The sequence below is a fragment of the Pseudomonas sp. NFACC39-1 genome (assembly GCF_900110355.1).
Taxonomy (GTDB): Bacteria; Pseudomonadota; Gammaproteobacteria; order Pseudomonadales; family Pseudomonadaceae; genus Aquipseudomonas; species Aquipseudomonas tehranensis.
Window position 1 is genome coordinate 115,283 of record NZ_FODL01000011.1, and the last position, 16,473, is coordinate 131,755.

Here is a 16,473-nt window from a genome sequence, read left to right on the forward strand (position 1 = left end):
CCTTGGCAGAGGAAATTTTCGCCTCAGAGCAAACCCAGTTGCTCGGCGGCGGGTTCTCTGTATAGCTCAGGCAGGGCCGGCAAGCCAGGCAAACGGCTCATCAATCGGCTATGAAAGTGTTGCGCGAGTTTGGCCGCCAGTACGTTGTCGGCGGTGTGCAGAAAGATATAAGGCGTGCGCCCCTCTTCGATCCACCCGGCGATTTTTTCCACCCAGGGCGTGAGGAACGGTTCGTTGGCTTCCAGTATCGGATGGCCGATGAAACGGACCTGCGGGCAGTGGGTGAACGCGGTCGGCCGGGGCGGTACGCGCGGTTTCTTCGATTGAGCATGGAGCACGGCTGGATCGGTCGAGGTGCAACTGAACAATGCCCGGGGATCCAGACAGATGCGTTCTACTCCGCGATCAAGGAGCAGGCGGTTGAGCTGCCGTTCGGCATCGCCCTTGGCAAAGAAGTCACCGTGACGGACCTCCACGGCCAGGGGTCGCTCGAAGGCATCGATGAAGCCCGCCAGCTCCGGCAATCGGTTCGGGGTAAAGGCCTTGGATAACTGCAACCAGAACGGTGAAACCCGTTCGCCCAGGGGGCTGAGCAACTTCACGAAAGTTTCGATGGCCGTCAGGTGCTCACGCAAATCGCCGTTGTGGCTGATGTCACCGGGCAACTTGGCGGTGAAGCGGAACTGCTCGGGCATGCTCTCGGCCCAGCGCTGAACGATGGCCGCAGAGGGGCTGGCGTAGAAGGTCGTATTGCCTTCCACGGCGTTGAACACTTGAGAATAGAGTTTCAGGAATTCGGAGCTTTTGGCGTCTTGCGGATAAAGATAATCGCGCCAGGCGTTTTCGCTCCAGGACGGACAGCCCAGGTAGTAAGGCAACCCCATCAGATGTAGAGGTCGAGTCCCAGCACTTCCATATCCCAATCAACGAAACCGGCTGTGCTCAGGTAGCTGGCCAGGGCCGCGGATACACTGCGGCTCATGGCGCGGTGATACAGCATGTCTTGCTGACGGGCCGGCAGATTGCTCAGGCGTTGCGCAGAGGCTTTGGCAGCGCGGGCAGCCAGCTGCTCTTCGGACGGGAATTCCAGTTCGCCATCGATGTCATCGAAAGACTCATCCGCAGCAACTTTGCCGGCACGAGGCCTGCGTTTGATGGGGTAGGACTGGGATGAAACGCCGTCTATACGCATAACAGAATGCTCGGTATCAATGATGGCAATTTAGCGGCACTTTCGCAGCCGCGCAAATGCGCAAGTGATAACTAGAGCACATAAAGTCAAAAAGGTTTAAAAACGGGGAGAAAAAATGACGACTGGTAATATTGGGTGTGACTTTGGGGTGGGGAAATAACTTTTTTGACAAAAGAATTCAACACGACTGAGTGTAGGAGCTGGCGAAGCCTGCGATCTTTTGATCTTTGATTTTGCACTTAGGATTCAAGTGTCAATGGAAAGATCGCAGCCTTCGGCAGCTCCTACAACGCTGCCCACTGGGGAGTTCGGTTCAGCCTGGGTTTACCGTTCGGATTTGGGTGTTGCAACCTTGTCCCGCAGATACACCGGTTGGGCATCGTCGGCCGGGATGGCTTCGCCGCGCTCCCAGGCGAAGCGGGCCAGGGTCAGCAGGTCTTCGGCATGGGGCAGCATCGAGGCGTCCTGGCCGCTCAGGGGGACGGCAATCCGCTCGCCGTAGCCCCAACCGGTACCGGCGCCGAACCAGTCGCCGCTGGCGTCGGCAGGCAAAGCCGCCGCTTCGGGGGGGAGTACCGCTTCGACGCCCACCAGGCGCATCTCACCATCGGTTTCGCGGTAGCAGCCCCAATACACCTCGTCCATGCGCGCATCAATGGCCGCCGCGACCTGGCTGACGCCCTGTTCACGCAAGGCGCGCTGGGCGAGTACCGCCAGGTTGGACACCGGCAACACCGGTCGCTCCAGGGCAAACGCCAGGCCCTGCACCACGCCGACGGCGATGCGCACGCCGGTAAACGCTCCCGGCCCACGACCAAAGGCAATCGCATCCACAGCCTGCAAAGTGGTGCCGGCATCGCTGAGCAATTGCTGGATCATCGGCAGCAGCTTCTGGGCGTGCAAGCGCGGGATCACCTCGTAATGGCTCGTGACCTTGCCGTCGTGCAGCAAGGCAACGGAACAAGCTTCAGTCGCGGTATCCAGGGCCAGCAAGGTGCTCATCGGTGTGTCCGTAAATCAGATGGGAAAAAGTGCGCCAGTATAAACAACTACGGCCCGCAAGCGGGCCGTAGTTGGTTGCTGCACAGCAGACTTTTCAGCTCAGTGCTTCAAGCACCTTGCCGGTGATCGCTTCAACCGAACCAACCCCCGCGATGTAGCTGTACTTGGGCTTGCCCTGGGTCTTGGCGGACAGCTTCTGGTAGAACTCCACCAGCGGCTTGGTCTGGGAGTGGTAGACCGACAGGCGATGGCGCACGGTTTCTTCGGTATCGTCCTTGCGCTGCACCAGTGCTTCACCGGTGATGTCGTCCTTGCCAGCGAGTTTCGGCGGGTTATAAACGGTGTGATAGACACGGCCGGACGGCTCGTGGACACGACGACCGGCAATGCGTTGAACGATCTCCTCGTCGTCGACGGCGATTTCGACAACGTGGTCCAGCTCCACGCCAGCCGTAACCAAGGCTTCGGCCTGCGGAATGGTGCGCGGGAAACCGTCGAACAGGAAGCCGTTGGCGCAATCGGCTTGAGCGATACGATCCTGGACCAGCGCGATGATCAGGTCATCCGACACCAGGCCGCCGGCATCCATGATGCTCTTGGCCTTGACACCCAGCTCGGTGCCGGCCTTGACCGCGGCACGCAGCATGTCGCCAGTGGAGATTTGCGGGATACCGAATTTTTCGGTGATGAACTTTGCCTGAGTACCTTTACCGGCCCCGGGAGCTCCCAGCAGAATGACGCGCATCGATGTGCTCCTCAATTTTTTTATGTAAACGCTCGGATTCGCCTCGTGGGGCCAATCTCGGAAAACAGGATCGTGACCGCCCAAACGGCCAAAGGCTGATCAAGATACACAGCAGGCCCGACCCACACAAGCCGCCGAAAGTCGAAGGAACCCGCGCCCGACGCGACCTTTGGAGGAGGTGGCGATCGTCGCAACCGGACAACAAACTGTCGCCCACCCGACCTCCTCCCTGCCCACCCGGCCCCCGTTTGGGGGATACCGGACGGGCCGTTTCGGTACGCTGCTTAACCTTAGCCGGTGTTGCGCAAACCGGCGGCAATCCCCGCCACAGACACCAGAAGCGCCTGTTCCACGGGGCTGCCCTGGGCAACGTCCTGCTGCCGCGAGCGGGCGAGCAGTTCAGCCTGCAACAGGTGCAAGGGGTCCAGGTAGGTGTTGCGCAGGCGAATGAATTCCAGGGTGTCAGGGCTATGTGCCAGTAGCTGCGACTGGCCAGTCAACCCCAGGACCACCGAGCACGCCTGCGACAATAGGTCGCGTAAATGCTCGCCCAACGGTAGCAACACAGGTTCGACCAAACGTTCATCGTAGGAGCGCGCGATGTCCGCGTCGGCCTTGGCCAGCACCATCTCCAGCATGTCGATGCGGGTGCGGAAAAACGGCCATTGCTCGCGCATCTGCCCCAGCAACTCGCCCTCGCCGCGCGCCAGCGCCTTGCTCAGGGCGGTCTCCCAACCGAGCCAGGCCGGCAACATCAGGCGCGTCTGGGTCCAGCCGAAGATCCATGGGATCGCCCGCAGGCTTTCGATGCCTCCGGCCCGGCGCTTGGCCGGGCGGCTGCCCAGCGGCAGACGGCCGAGTTCCTGCTCCGGTGTGGACTGGCGGAAATACTCGACGAATTGCGGATTTTCCCGCACCACGGCGCGATAAGCCTTGACCCCGTCGGCAGCCAGTTCATCCATCAGATGACGCCACTGAGGTGTGGGCGGCGGCGGTGGCAGCAGTGTCGCTTCCAACACTGCGGCGAGGTACAGATTGAGATTCTGTTCGGCGATGTCCGGCAGGCCAAATTTGAAACGAATCATTTCACCCTGCTCAGTGGTACGGAACCGCCCGGCCACCGAACCCGGCGGTTGCGACAGAATCGCCGCGTGAGCCGGACCGCCGCCACGCCCCACAGTGCCTCCGCGGCCATGGAACAACAACAGTTCGACTTGCTGTTCGCGACAAATGTCCACCAGCCGTTCCTGGGCCCGATACTGTGCCCAGGCCGCCGCTGTCGTGCCGGCATCCTTGGCCGAATCGGAATAGCCGATCATCACCTCCTGAGGCCCTTGCAGCCGTGAGCGATAGCCCGGCAACAGCAACAGTTGCTCGATCACCGGCCCAGCGTTGTCCAGGTCGGCCAGGGTCTCGAACAGCGGCACCACCCGCATGGGTCGCAACACGCCGGCCTCTTTCAACAAGAGCTGCACCGCGAGCACATCGGAAGCAGCCCCCGCCATCGAGATCACGTACGAGCCCAGGGACGCCGCCGGCGCCGCCGCCACTTCCCGGCACGTGGCCAGGACTTCCGCCGTATCGGCCGACGGTTTGAAATGGGCGGGCAGCAGCGGACGCCGGTTGTTCAGCTCCTCCAGCAAAAAGCCGATGCGCTGCTCCTCGCTCCAGTCCTCATAGCGGCCCAGGCCCAGGTAGTCAGTGATTTCAGTCATGGCTGCGCTGTGGCGCGTGGAGTCCTGGCGCACATCGAGCCGCACCAGGAACAACCCGAATGTCACGGCCCGGCGCAAGCAGTCGAGCAGCGGCCCGTCGGCGATCACGCCCATGCCGCACTCGTGCAGGGACTGGTAGCAAAGCTCCAGCGGGTCCAGCAGTTCGCGATTGTTCTGCAACACATCGGCAGAGGCTGGGGTGGTGACTTTCAGGGATGCCTGGGCCCAATTGCGCGTGGCGCGCAGGCGTTCACGCAATTGCTTGAGCACGGCACGGTAGGGTTCCGCGCTGTCACCGGCCTGGGCGCGCAAAGCCTCGCTGGCTTTTTGCATGGACAGCTCAGCCGCCAGGTGGTCAACGTCGCGCAGGTACAGATCCGCCGCCATCCACCGTGCCAGCAACAGCACTTCGCGGGTCACCGCAGCGGTGACATTGGGGTTGCCATCCCGGTCGCCGCCCATCCACGAGGCAAAGCGGATCGGTGCAGCCTCCAGCGGCAGGCGCAAGCCGGTGGCGGCATGCAGGGCCTGATCGGCCTTGCGCAGGTAATTGGGAATGGCCTGCCACAGCGAATGCTCGATCACCGCAAAGCCCCACTTGGCCTCGTCCACCGGGGTCGGCCGGGTGCGGCGTATTTCTTCGGTGTGCCAGGCTTCGGCGATCAGCCGTTGCAGACGCTCGTGGATCTGCGCGCGCTCGGCGCTGGTGAGATCGCGGTGGTCCTGGGCCGCCAGTTGCGCGGCGATGGCATCGTATTTCTGGATCAGCGTGCGCCGGGCCACTTCCGTGGGGTGGGCGGTGAGCACCAGCTCGATTTCCAGCCGTCCCAATTGCCGCGCCAGGGACTCGGCGCCATGGCCCTCGGCCCGCAACCGAGCAAGCAGTTCGGGCAACACCCGCGCCTCGAACGGTGCCGGCTTGGACTCTTCGCGCCGGTGGATAAGTTGGTATTGCTCGGCGATGTTGGCCAGGTTGAGGAACTGATTGAACGCCCGCGCCACCGGCAGCAGTTCGTCCTCGCCCAACTGATTGAGGCTGGCACTGAGTTCGGCGTCCATGGAGCCGCGTCGATCGGCCTTGGCGCCCTTGCGGATCTGCTCGATCTTGTCGAGAAACCTGTCCCCGTACTGTTCGCGGATGGTGTTGCCCAGCAGCTCGCCGAGCAGGTGAACATCCTCGCGCAAGCGTGCATCGATATCGGTCATCAGCAGTTCTCCAGCAAAAGGTCCGGACAGCTCTTGGGTTACACGATCAAGAGAGAGTGCCGACGCAAGTCGTTTATGACAAGCGACGAAGAGACTTTAAACCTTGTCGGACAAAGCTAGTCTCATGGATAAGCCACACAAAGGCTTGTCACTCTGCGCGCCTGCCATCCGCGGGCTATTGAGGCCATCATGAAAATCCGTGAGCTCGCCCAGCATTGGGAAGAAAATGCCAAGGGTCGCCTGACTCAGACCGGCTACACCATTCATCTGGACGTGGAGGCCGCCGCGCGCCTGGCGGCGATCTGCGAGATGTACCCCAAGCGCCAACCCGAGGAACTGCTGGGCGAATTGATCGGGGCGGCGCTGGAAGAACTGGAAGCCAGCTTCCCTTACATCAAGGGTTCGCAAGTGGTGGCCACCGATGAAGAAGGTGACCCGCTGTACGAAGACGTCGGCCCGACCCCGCGATTTCTCGCCCTGTCCCGCCGTCATCTGCACGAACTCTCCTCGCGCAACGACAAAGCCAAACACTGATACACCTCTTGCGTAGGAGCTGCCGAAGGCTGCGATCTTTTTCAGTTCTCCAGCCGAAGATCAAAAGATCGCAGCCTGCGGCAGCTCCTACAGGTATACGCCAAAAATAAACATGCTCGGGAAAGGCTGGGAATACCGCTGCGCGCCTTGAAAGTTCAGCTTTTTTGGCGCTGACCGATCAGTCAGTAAAACTTTTGGCGATTGGCCATCCTCGCTGAACTTTTGAAAAACGCCTCAGGTCACACCGAGTAACCATACTGGAACGGTCGTTTAAATAAACGTGCCCCGGCGCCAGCGCCGAAACAGACGTCCCGGCTTCGGTCCCAGCATGGATCTGTAGTTTTTTCAGGAGTTTTCCAATGGAGTTGAAGCCTATGAATACCTGCACTGCCAAACCCTCATCCACTGGCCTGCGCGGCCTGAAGTTGGCTGCCCTGGCTATCGGTAGCAGCTTCATTCTCGCCGGTTGCGCCGGCAACCCGCCTTCGGAGCAGTACGCGGTGACCCAATCGGCGGTCAACAGCGCCGTCAGCGCCGGCGGTACCGAATTCGCCGCCGTGGAAATGAAGTCGGCCCAGGACAAGCTCAAGCAGGCCGAGATCGCGATGCACGACAAGAACTACGAAGAAGCCAAGCGTCTGGCCGAGCAGGCCGAGTGGGACGCCCGTGTCGCTGAGCGCAAGGCCCAGGCCGCCAAGGCCGAACAGGCTCTCAAGGACTCCCAGAAAGGGGTTCAGGAACTGCGTCAGGAAGGCATGAACAAGCTTCAGTAAGCCGTTCACGCCGCGACGTACTTCTCATTGATAAAAGGACGACAGACTATGATGCACAAACACTTGATGATCCCCGCCCTGCTGGCCGCCTGCGTCTCGCTGGCCGCGTGTTCCACAGATCCGAACGTGAACCTGGAACAGGCCCGTACCAACTACAACGGTCTGCAGGCCGACCCGGCCGCGACCAAGGTTGCCGCTCTGGAAACCAAGGACGCCGCCGACTTCCTGGCCAAAGCCGACAAGGCTTACATGGACAAGGAAGACGAAGCCAAGGTGGACCAACTGGCCTATCTGACCAACCAGCGCGTGGAAGTGGCCAAGCAGACCATCGCCCTGCGCAATGCCGAGGCCGAACTGAAAAACGCCGGCGACGAACGCGCCCGTGCTCTGCTCGAAGCGCGGAATGCGCAGATCAAGCAACTGCAAGACAGCCTCAACGCCAAGCAGACCGAACGCGGCACGCTGGTGACTTTCGGTGACGTGCTGTTCGCCACCAACAAGTCCGAGCTGCGTTCCAGCGGCCTGGTCAACGTGAATAAACTGGCCCAGTTCCTCCAGGAAAACCCCGATCGTAAAGTGATCATCGAAGGCTACACCGACAGCACCGGTTCGGACGCCTACAACCAGTCGCTGTCCGAGCGCCGCGCCGCTTCCGTACAACGCGAGCTGGTAAAAATGGGCGTAGACCAATCCCGCATCGTGACCCAGGGTTACGGCAAGGAATTCCCGGTGGCGGACAACACCAGCGTCTCGGGCCGTGCCATGAACCGTCGGGTGGAGGTGACCATCTCCAACGACAACCAACCCGTCGCCCCGCGCTCGACCATGAGCGCCAACTGATCGGCTGACTGCAACTGAAAAGCCCCGCCTGAGTGAATCAGGCGGGGCTTTTCATTGGCTATACACATTCCCCCTGTGGGAGCGGGCTTGCTCGCGAAAGCGGTGTGTCAGTCTCCAGATAGGTAACTGATCCGACGCCTTCGCGAGCAAGCCCGCTCCCACAGGGGATTGCCGGCGCCCTTAGGAATAGCTCACGGCTCAAGCTTCTGCGGCGTCTCCTGCCCCATGCACCGCACCGCCCGCTTCTTCTCGTTGATCAGCACGCCGGTCAGGCCTTTCTGTTCGGTGTCGAACAGCACCAGCACACCATCGATGCACTGGGCGACCTGTGGGGCCGGTTCCAGAGCGACTTTGTAGTCTTCACCCGGCACAGTCTTGAGCATAGTGAACTCGTTGAGCAGCAACGCATCCTCGGGCTTGGCGAAGTGCAGGTAGCCGTAGTACCAGAGCACCGCGACGGTGCCGAGGATGCTGCAGATACCGGTGATGATCAGGGGGATGGCGTTACGTTCTTCGCTCATTGCGGGCTCTCTGAAGATTCAACGGATGATTTCGGATAATTCGGGATCTCGCCCAGGCGGCGCAAGCCGTCGAAGTGCCAGGGGTCGTCGAGATAGCGCAGCATCACCGTTCGCCAGACCGGGTCGGCGAATGTCTGCACATGCCCACCGCGAGTCAGTTGCAGGACCCGGGGCGGCGGCGCAGCTTGATACAGACGGATGCCGTTGGAAAGAGGCACGATGGGATCATCGAGGCTGTGGTAGATCAATTTCGGCACGCCCTTCAATTGCGCCACCGAACCGATTGCACTGTCACCGTCGGGCACCAGCCAGGACAGCGGCACTTGCAAGGCCCAGGTCAGCCAGGACGTGCTCAGGGCGAAACGCCCTACGTCGCGATAACTGGCGGGCACGCCATCGAGCACCAAGGCCTTGAGTTGCGGCTGACGCTCGGGATGATCGGCCAGATAATGCACCGCCAGCGCACCGCCCAGGCTCTGGCCGAGCAGCACCAGCGGCTTGCCTTGAACCTCAGGCGCCTGGTCGAGCCATTTGAACGCCGCGTCGATGTCCTGATAGATCGCCGGCAGGCTCGGCTCGCCTTCGGACCGGCCATAACCGCGGTAATCCACCATCAATACCTGATAACCCTGCTCGGGCAACCACCAACTCCCCCCCAGATGCCAGGCCAGGTTGCCGCCGTTACCGTGCAAGTGCAGGACGGTGCCCTTAACCTCCACCCCTTGTTTGACCGGCAACCACCAGCCGTGGAGCCTGAGACCGTCGGCCGTGGTCAAGGTGACGTCGCGATACTCGAGTTTGGCCCGCTCGGGGGTAAAAGGCAGGCCGCGTTCGGGGTAGAACAGCAGCGAGCTGCACCCGCTCAGAGACAGTAAAAGGCAAATGATGCCGAGGGTTCGCATCCGGTGAAACCTCGCAAAAAATAAATGAAACACCGTCCCCTGTGGGAGCGGGCTTGCTCGCGAAAGCGGTGGGTCAGTCGACATCATCGTTATCTGACCCTCCGCTTTCGCGAGCAAGCCCGCTCCCACAATTGGACGGTGTTGTGCTCAAAGGATATTGGAATAATCCGCTTCGATCCGGTCCAGGCTCAGGTGGTTCAGGAAGTTGGAGAAACACATCCAGGCCGACAGCGCGTTCATGTCGCGGAACTGTTCCGGCAGGTATTTGGGTGGCACGACCAGGCCTTCGTCCACCAGTTGGCGCATCGTGCGCATGTCTTCCAGGGTGGTTTTGCCGCAGAACAACAGCGGCACCTGTTCCAGCTTGCCTTTGCGTACGGCCAACTGAATGTAGTTGTAAACCATGATGAAGCCCTTGAGGTAGGACAAGTCTTTGGTGAATGGCAGACCGGTCGGCACCGAACCCCGGAAAACCCGGCTGGCGTTGCCGTAGCTTTCGCCCATCTCAAAGCCCTGCTCACGGAAGAACTCGTATATCTGCAGAAAGTCCGCCCCCTCCTCCACCATGTGAATGGCCCGGGTGCGATTGGTCAGCTTGCGCAGGCGACTTGGGTAAGAGGCGAAGGTGATGATCTCCATCAGGATCGCCAGGCCTTCCTGGGTCACCGTCGACGAGGGCGGGCCCTTGGACAGGAAGGTGCAGATCGGCTGATTCAGGCCGTTGAGGGTGGTGCCGACGTGCACCAGGCCCTCATGGACTTCCAGGGCCCGGACGTCACGGTCGTTGAACATCGCATCGGTGCGAATCTTGATGTAATCGGCACCAGCCGCCGCATCGGCCACGATCCCGTCCGACTCGAACACCCGGATGGTTTCCTCGGCTTCGCCAAAGACCCGGTTGAGACGATGCTGCAGCAGGCTGACAGCGTCCTGGGCGGTCAGGATCTTCGGCTCATCCTTCAGGTCGCCACGGCCGTCAATGTTGTTCAGGTAATCGGAGAGCATCAGCCCCAGGTCAGCCAGGGTCGGATCACCGGCATGGAACGCATCGGAGGCGGCGCCGTACAGCTCCTGGGAGATCAGCCCGAAATCCTCGGTGCCGCGTGCTTCGAGCATGCGCACCACCATGCGGTATTCCTTGCACATGCGACGCATGATCTGGCCGACGGGGTTGAACTGCCCGAGTTGACGGGTGATGTCGCGTTCGATGTTCTGGAATTCCAGCTTCACTTTGCTGGAATCGAAGGACAGGGGCCGGTTGAGGTAATAGTCGCGGTCCACGGCGGGCATTTCCTTGCCCTTGGCCTTGAGGAAACCCTTGCGGATGCTTTCGTCCCACTTTACTGCGTCGAGAATGCGAATCGGCGTTTGCGCCAGCACAATGCGATCGGACAAGGTGCGTATCGTCTGCTGGTAATCGTCCACCCGGAACTCCTGTGAAAAAACGTCCGCTTGTTGCAACAATTATTGGGATTTGACCAACCGCTGGTAGCGCACGGCCTCCGAGAACACATCGGAGTTGGCCGGGTCGTCGAGGTAACGGAAAACCGTGTTCATGTCGCTGTCCACCAGCACGCCGTCACCTTCTTCGCTCTGGTTCGGCTGGCCGCTGAGAATCTTCTGGCCGATGGCCTGGTTGATCTGATCCATATCCAGGTTATAGATCACCAGTTCCTGCTTGTCGGTCAGTTCAAAACCGGCGATCACGAAATGCCCCCCAAAGCGGGCCGGCACCTTGGCCGACAGATACCAGCGGCTGCCGTGACGGGAGACGGTCACCGGGATGGCTTCGCGCTCCAGAGGCCTGGCCCTGAAGTAGGTGACGGCTTGATAACGGCGCGGGCCCACTTCGACCAACTCCAGGTTGAGCGGCTCGCCCCAGGCGTTGGTGCTGGTCCAGTGGCCGACCAGGCCTTGGGGCGCGGCTTCGCTGTCGGGCAACGGCGCCTTGAAGGACACCAGGCAGCCACTGAGCAGCAGCAACGACACGGCCATTACAACGGCACGCCAGGCTTTCATTTGAACTCCCTATGCAAATGTGGCGAGGGGATTTATCCCCGCTGGGCTGCGCAGCAGACCCAAAGGCTGTCAACTCAATTTTCCTGGCACGCTGAGTTGTCTGGTTGTAGGGCCGCTGCGCGCCCCAACGGGGATAAATCCCCTCGCCACAAATGCGTGTTCCACCAAGGTTACACCGACGCCAATACCAGATGCATGTAGCGGGTCAGGATGCCGAGCATTTCTTCTGCCGCTACCGGCTCGGCGCCATTGAGCAAGCCTTGATATTCCATCCGTCCGATAATCGCCGTCAACACTTTGGCATCCTGCTGGGGTTCACGCGAGCCCAAAACCTGGAAAAACTGACAAGTGCCGTGCAACAGGATCTGCTGGTGGGAGCGCACCAGCTCCGCCAGGCGCGGGTTGAGCAGCGCTTCCTGGCGAAAAGCCTGTTCCGCCATCAGGTATTCGCGCCGGCTGTGCAATTGATGCTGCACGTAGTCGGCGGTCATCCGGGCGATGTCATCCGCCAGTTGCGAGCGGGATTCGGCGCTGCCGTCTCCGTAGGCAACCATCTCCCGCAGCAGGCCTTCGTTGTTGGTCCACAGCTTGGCCATGAACGCCGCGCTGCGCTCCACGTACTGGGCGAAGGTATCGGTCAGCAGGTCATCGATGTCCTTGAAGTAATACGTCGTGGCCGACAGCGGCACACCCGCTTCGGCGGCCACGGCGCGGTGGCGTACCGCCCGCACACCATCGCGCACCACAATGCGCATGGCCGCGTCGAGGATCTCCTGGCGACGCTGTTCACTGCCCTGCCGGCTGGCCTTGCGACCCTGGTACTGAACACTTTCAGCGACAGCAGTGGCGACGCCCGCCGCACCTTCTGGAGCCATTGCACGATTCACGACAGGTCTTTCCTCGCTATTTCAAAAGTAACCAATTGATACGTTTGTACCAGACAGGCAATAAAAAGCCGCCTGTTCGAGGCGGCTTTTTAATTGAAACACTTACGCTTGGGGCCGCATGTGCGGGAAAAGAATGACATCCCGGATCGACGGAGAGTTGGTCAGCAACATCACCAGGCGATCGATGCCGATGCCTTCGCCGGCCGTCGGCGGCATGCCGTACTCAAGGGCGCGAACGAAGTCGGCATCGTAGTGCATGGCCTCGTCATCGCCGGCGTCCTTGTCGGCCACCTGGGCCATGAAACGCTCTGCCTGATCTTCGGCGTCATTGAGCTCGGAGTAGGCGTTGGCGATTTCGCGGCCACCGATGAACAGCTCGAAACGGTCGGTCACGCTTGGGTTCTCGTCGTTGCGACGGGCCAGCGGCGACACTTCGAACGGGTACTGGGTGATGAAGTGCGGCTGCTCCAGCTTGTGCTCGACCAACTCTTCGAAAATCATCACTTGCAGCTTGCCCAGACCCTCGAAGCCGAGCACCTTGGCGCCGGCTTTCTTGGCGATGGCACGGGCCTTTTCGATGTCCTGCAGATCGGCCGCGGTGATGTCCGGGTTGTACTTGAGGATCGAGTCGAACACCGACAGGCGCACGAACGGTTCGCCGAAATGGAACACCTTGTCGCCGTACGGCACGTCGGTGGTGCCGAGCACCAACTGCGCCAACTCGCGGAACAGCTCCTCGGTCAGGTCCATGTTGTCTTCGTAGTCGGCGTAGGCCTGGTAGAACTCGAGCATGGTGAACTCGGGGTTGTGCCGGGTCGAAACGCCTTCGTTACGGAAGTTGCGGTTGATCTCGAAGACCTTCTCGAAGCCACCCACAACCAGGCGCTTGAGGTACAGCTCCGGCGCGATACGCAGGAACATTTCCATGTCCAGGGCGTTGTGGTGGGTTTCGAACGGCTTGGCCGCCGCACCGCCGGGGATGGTCTGCAGCATCGGTGTTTCGACTTCGAGGAAGTCACGCTTCATCAGGAAGCTGCGGATGTGAGCGATGACCTGCGAGCGCACGCGGAAGGTCTGGCGCACATCTTCGTTGACGATCAGGTCGACGTAACGCTGACGATAGCGTTGCTCGGTGTCGGTCAGGCCGTGGTGCTTGTCCGGCAGTGGGCGCAGGGACTTGGTCAGCAGGCGCACACTGGTCATTTCGACGTACAGGTCGCCCTTGCCGGAACGGGCCAGGGTGCCTTCGGCGGCAATGATGTCGCCCAGGTCCCAGGTTTTGACGGCGGCCAGGGTTTCTTCCGGCAGGGTCTTGCGGTTGACGTAGACCTGGATGCGCCCGGTCATGTCCTGGATCACCATGAAAGAACCACGGTTGAGCATGATACGACCGGCAACCTTGACGGGAATCGCGGCCTCGGCCAGCTCTTCCTTGGTCTTGTCCGCGTACTTCTTCTGCAGAACGTCGCAGTACGCGTCGCGGCGGAAGTCGTTGGGGAAGGCCTGGCCCTTGGCGCGCTCGGCAGCAAGCTTTTCCTTGCGCAGGGCGATCAGGGAGTTTTCTTCCTGTTGCAGGGCTTGCGGGTCGAGTTCTAGGTCGCTCATGTCTTTAAGGTTTCCATCACAGGTTCGTTGCCCCCGGCCCCGGGCCGGAGTTTGCGGCCAGGCCTCGCTCCTGGGTGGAAGCGTGCCTGCCCGCCGCATGGGTGTCGCGTTACAGCCCTTGTTTGAGGCTGGCGATCAGGTATTCGTCGATGTCGCCATCGAGCACCTTGTCGCAGTCGCTGCGTTCGATGCTGGTGCGCAGGTCCTTGATCCGCGAGGCGTCAAGTACATACGAACGGATCTGGTGACCCCAGCCGATGTCCGACTTGGTGTCTTCCAGGGCCTGGGACGCCGCGTTGCGCTTCTGCACTTCCTGCTCGTACAAACGGGCCCGCAGCATTTTCATCGCGGTGTCCTTGTTCGCGTGCTGGGAGCGTTCGTTCTGGCAACTGACCACGGTGTTGGTCGGTACGTGGGTAATCCGTACGGCCGAATCCGTGGTGTTAACGTGCTGGCCACCGGCCCCGGAGGAACGGTAGGTGTCGATGCGCAGGTCGGACGGGTTGATGTCGATTTCAATGTTGTCATCGATTTCCGGCGAAACGAACACCGCCGAGAACGACGTGTGACGACGGTTACCGGAGTCGAACGGACTTTTGCGCACCAGGCGATGCACGCCGATTTCGGTACGCAGCCAGCCAAAGGCGTATTCGCCCTTGATGTGCACGGTGGCACCCTTGATCCCGGCGACTTCACCGGCCGACAGTTCCATGATGGTCGCGTCGAAGCCGCGTTTGTCGGCCCAGCGCAAGTACATGCGCAGCAGGATGTTGGCCCAGTCCTGGGCTTCGGTGCCGCCGGAACCGGCCTGGATGTCCAGGTAGGCGTTATTGGCGTCCATCTCGCCACTGAACATGCGCCGGAATTCCAGCTTGGCCAACGCCTCCTCGAGGCGTGTCAGCTCGGCGACGACATCACCGACGGCGCCTTCATCGTTTTCTTCGACAGCCATGTCCAACAGGTCGCGGCAGTCGGCCAGGCCGCTGGACATTTCATCCAGGGTCTCGACGATCTGCGCCAGCGCGGCACGCTCGCGGCCCAGCTCCTGGGCATACGACGGGTTGTTCCAGACATTCGGATCTTCAAGCTCGCGATTGACTTCGGTCAGACGCTCATGCTTTTGATCGTAGTCAAAGATACCCCCGAATAGTTTCGGAGCGCTCGGACAGGTCCTTGATGGTGTTCAGGATCGGGTTGATTTCCATGGCGGGCAGCACTCGTTGGCGAACTTTTGAAAGCCGGCGAGTATAACGTAATCAAGCGCCAGCGGCAGCCCGCCTGGCGGCTTTAGGGGTAATGAGTCCGCCACCTAACCTGTGGCGAGGGGATTTATCCCCGCTGAGCTGCGAAGCAGCCCTAAAACCCGACAACTCGGTGTGCCAGGCAAATTGAGTTGGCTACCAAGGGCTGCTTCGCAGCCAGCGGGGATAAATCCCCTCGCCACAAATAAATCCCTTTGCCATAAAGAAACCTCTGCTAGGCCGAGGCCTATTCGATCCCCACCCGATTACGCCCATTGTGCTTGGCCATGTACAACCCCTTGTCCGCCGCCGAAATCAGCTGCCGGCAATCGCCCCCTTGTTGCGGCGTGAAGGTCGAGACGCCAACGCTGACGGTCAGGTTCGCCCCCTCATGAGGTGTGATGTGGGGGATGTTCAGGGCCACGACGCTCTGGCGCAGCTTTTCGGCCATCAATCGGGCACCGCCAGGCGAGGTGCCGGGCAGTACCAGGGCGAACTCCTCGCCGCCGTAACGGGCCGGCAGGTCGGACGGACGACTGCACGCATCACGGATCGCCGTGGCGACCTTGCGCAGGGCTTCGTCCCCCTCCAAATGGCCGAAATTGTCGTTGAAGGACTTGAAGTAATCCACGTCGATCATCAACAGCGATAGCTGGGACTGGTCCCGCAGCGCCCTTCTCCACTCCAGCTCCAAGTATTCATCGAAGTGCCGGCGGTTGGACAACCCGGTCAGGCCGTCGGAATTCATCAGTCGCTGCAGCACCAGATTGGTGTCGAGCAATTGCTGCTGGCTGACCCGCAGGGCGCGATAGGCCGCATCGCGCTGCAGCAGCATCATGTAGGACCGCGAGTGATAGCGAATGCGCGCCACCAGTTCGATGTTGTCCGGCAACTTGACCAGGTAATCGTTGGCCCCGGCGGCGAACGCCGCGCTTTTGACCAGCGGATCCTCCTTGGTGGACAGGACAATGATCGGAATATCCCGGGTCGCCGGATGGTTACGGTATTCGCGCACCAGGCTCAGGCCGTCAAGACCGGGCATCACCAAGTCCTGGAGAATCACCGTTGGTTTGATGCGCACCGCCTGGGCGATGGCCTGGTGTGGGTCGGCGCAGAAATGGAAGTCGATGTTATCTTCCTTTGACAGCCCGCGCCGCACCGCCTCGCCGATCATCGCCTGGTCGTCGACGAGCAAGACCATGGCGGCATTCTCATCGCGCTTGAAATCGTCGAGTTGTAAATCATTCATGGGAGCTCACCTGAATACGGCTGTGGACAAGGTTGCCGGGGT

At 60.9% G+C, this 16,473-nt stretch carries 16 protein-coding genes and 1 pseudogene; 4 read left to right on the forward strand and 13 right to left on the reverse strand.

Going from position 1 to position 16,473, the window contains the following annotated elements:
• Positions 1–23 precede the first annotated feature (23 nt).
• The 5 genes from BMY45_RS21630 to ppc all read right to left on the reverse strand — a co-directional run bounded on the left by BMY45_RS21630 (position 24) and on the right by ppc (position 5,860).
• The gene (locus BMY45_RS21630) at positions 24–884 is read right to left on the reverse strand and encodes a DUF72 domain-containing protein (protein ID WP_092401278.1); all 861 of its coding nucleotides are present in this window, start codon (positions 882–884) and stop codon (positions 24–26) included.
• Entirely contained in the window at positions 884–1,192 is a 309-nt protein-coding gene (locus tag BMY45_RS21635) for a hypothetical protein (protein WP_047227537.1), read from the reverse strand. Before BMY45_RS21635 ends, BMY45_RS21630 begins: the two co-directional genes overlap by 1 nt.
• A gap of 324 nt (positions 1,193–1,516) precedes the next feature.
• Positions 1,517–2,194, reverse strand: a complete 678-nt coding sequence (gene tsaB / locus BMY45_RS21640; RefSeq protein ID WP_092401281.1) for a tRNA (adenosine(37)-N6)-threonylcarbamoyltransferase complex dimerization subunit type 1 TsaB — start codon at positions 2,192–2,194, stop codon at positions 1,517–1,519.
• A 94-nt stretch (positions 2,195–2,288) separates the two neighbouring features.
• Complete coding sequence (adk, locus tag BMY45_RS21645) at positions 2,289–2,939, reverse strand: adenylate kinase (RefSeq protein WP_047227535.1); 651 nt, start codon at positions 2,937–2,939, stop codon at positions 2,289–2,291.
• Positions 2,940–3,229: 290 nt separating this feature from the next.
• Positions 3,230–5,860 (reverse strand): phosphoenolpyruvate carboxylase, encoded by a 2,631-nt coding sequence (gene ppc / locus BMY45_RS21650; RefSeq protein ID WP_092401284.1) that lies wholly within the window; start codon positions 5,858–5,860, stop codon positions 3,230–3,232.
• A gap of 189 nt (positions 5,861–6,049) precedes the next feature.
• On the opposite strand from ppc, the gene BMY45_RS21655 reads away from it, so the two are divergent.
• The 3 genes from BMY45_RS21655 to BMY45_RS21665 all read left to right on the forward strand — a co-directional run bounded on the left by BMY45_RS21655 (position 6,050) and on the right by BMY45_RS21665 (position 8,007).
• On the forward strand, positions 6,050–6,394 hold the full coding sequence (locus BMY45_RS21655) for a pilin assembly protein (protein ID WP_092401287.1): 345 nt from the start codon (positions 6,050–6,052) through the stop codon (positions 6,392–6,394).
• Between the two features lie 359 nt (positions 6,395–6,753).
• Positions 6,754–7,167 carry a DUF4398 domain-containing protein gene (locus BMY45_RS21660; RefSeq protein ID WP_047227532.1) on the forward strand — a complete coding sequence of 138 codons (414 nt, stop codon included), beginning with the start codon at positions 6,754–6,756 and terminating at the stop codon, positions 7,165–7,167.
• A 51-nt stretch (positions 7,168–7,218) separates the two neighbouring features.
• The gene (locus BMY45_RS21665) at positions 7,219–8,007 is read left to right on the forward strand and encodes a lipotoxin F family OmpA-related lipoprotein LptF (RefSeq protein WP_092401349.1); all 789 of its coding nucleotides are present in this window, start codon (positions 7,219–7,221) and stop codon (positions 8,005–8,007) included.
• A 191-nt stretch (positions 8,008–8,198) separates the two neighbouring features.
• Here the strand turns inward: BMY45_RS21665 and BMY45_RS21670 are convergent, their stop codons facing one another.
• Both BMY45_RS21670 and BMY45_RS21675 read right to left on the reverse strand, forming a co-directional pair.
• Complete coding sequence (locus BMY45_RS21670) at positions 8,199–8,528, reverse strand: PA3694 family proteiin (protein WP_047227531.1); 330 nt, start codon at positions 8,526–8,528, stop codon at positions 8,199–8,201.
• The gene (locus BMY45_RS21675; protein WP_092401290.1) at positions 8,525–9,430 is read right to left on the reverse strand and encodes an alpha/beta hydrolase; all 906 of its coding nucleotides are present in this window, start codon (positions 9,428–9,430) and stop codon (positions 8,525–8,527) included. The genes BMY45_RS21670 and BMY45_RS21675 overlap by 4 nt, the downstream gene beginning before the upstream one ends.
• A gap of 20 nt (positions 9,431–9,450) precedes the next feature.
• Between BMY45_RS21675 and BMY45_RS28460 the strand changes: the two are divergent.
• A pseudogene (locus tag BMY45_RS28460) lies at positions 9,451–9,579 on the forward strand (metal ABC transporter ATP-binding protein); the annotation flags it as partial.
• Here BMY45_RS28460 and BMY45_RS21680 read toward each other — a convergent pair.
• From BMY45_RS21680 to BMY45_RS21705, 6 genes are all read right to left on the reverse strand, one after another.
• Entirely contained in the window at positions 9,578–10,855 is a 1,278-nt protein-coding gene (locus tag BMY45_RS21680; RefSeq protein ID WP_047227529.1) for a flavohemoglobin expression-modulating QEGLA motif protein, read from the reverse strand. The pseudogene BMY45_RS28460 and the gene BMY45_RS21680 overlap by 2 nt on opposite strands.
• Before the next feature lie 39 nt (positions 10,856–10,894).
• The gene (locus tag BMY45_RS21685) at positions 10,895–11,449 is read right to left on the reverse strand and encodes a hypothetical protein (protein ID WP_092401293.1); all 555 of its coding nucleotides are present in this window, start codon (positions 11,447–11,449) and stop codon (positions 10,895–10,897) included.
• Between the two features lie 170 nt (positions 11,450–11,619).
• Positions 11,620–12,336, reverse strand: a complete 717-nt coding sequence (locus tag BMY45_RS21690) for a TetR/AcrR family transcriptional regulator (protein ID WP_092401296.1) — start codon at positions 12,334–12,336, stop codon at positions 11,620–11,622.
• 102 nt (positions 12,337–12,438) lie between these two features.
• A complete protein-coding gene (gene lysS, locus BMY45_RS21695; RefSeq protein ID WP_092401298.1) occupies positions 12,439–13,941 on the reverse strand; it encodes a lysine--tRNA ligase in 1,503 nt (500 codons plus the stop codon).
• 109 nt (positions 13,942–14,050) lie between these two features.
• A protein-coding gene (prfB, locus tag BMY45_RS21700; protein WP_107321555.1) for a peptide chain release factor 2 occupies positions 14,051–15,146 on the reverse strand; the annotation gives its coding sequence in 2 pieces (ribosomal slippage) (positions 14,051–15,073 and positions 15,075–15,146; 1,095 coding nt in all).
• 283 nt (positions 15,147–15,429) lie between these two features.
• Complete coding sequence (locus BMY45_RS21705; protein ID WP_092401301.1) at positions 15,430–16,431, reverse strand: diguanylate cyclase domain-containing protein; 1,002 nt, start codon at positions 16,429–16,431, stop codon at positions 15,430–15,432.
• Positions 16,432–16,473 lie beyond the last annotated feature (42 nt).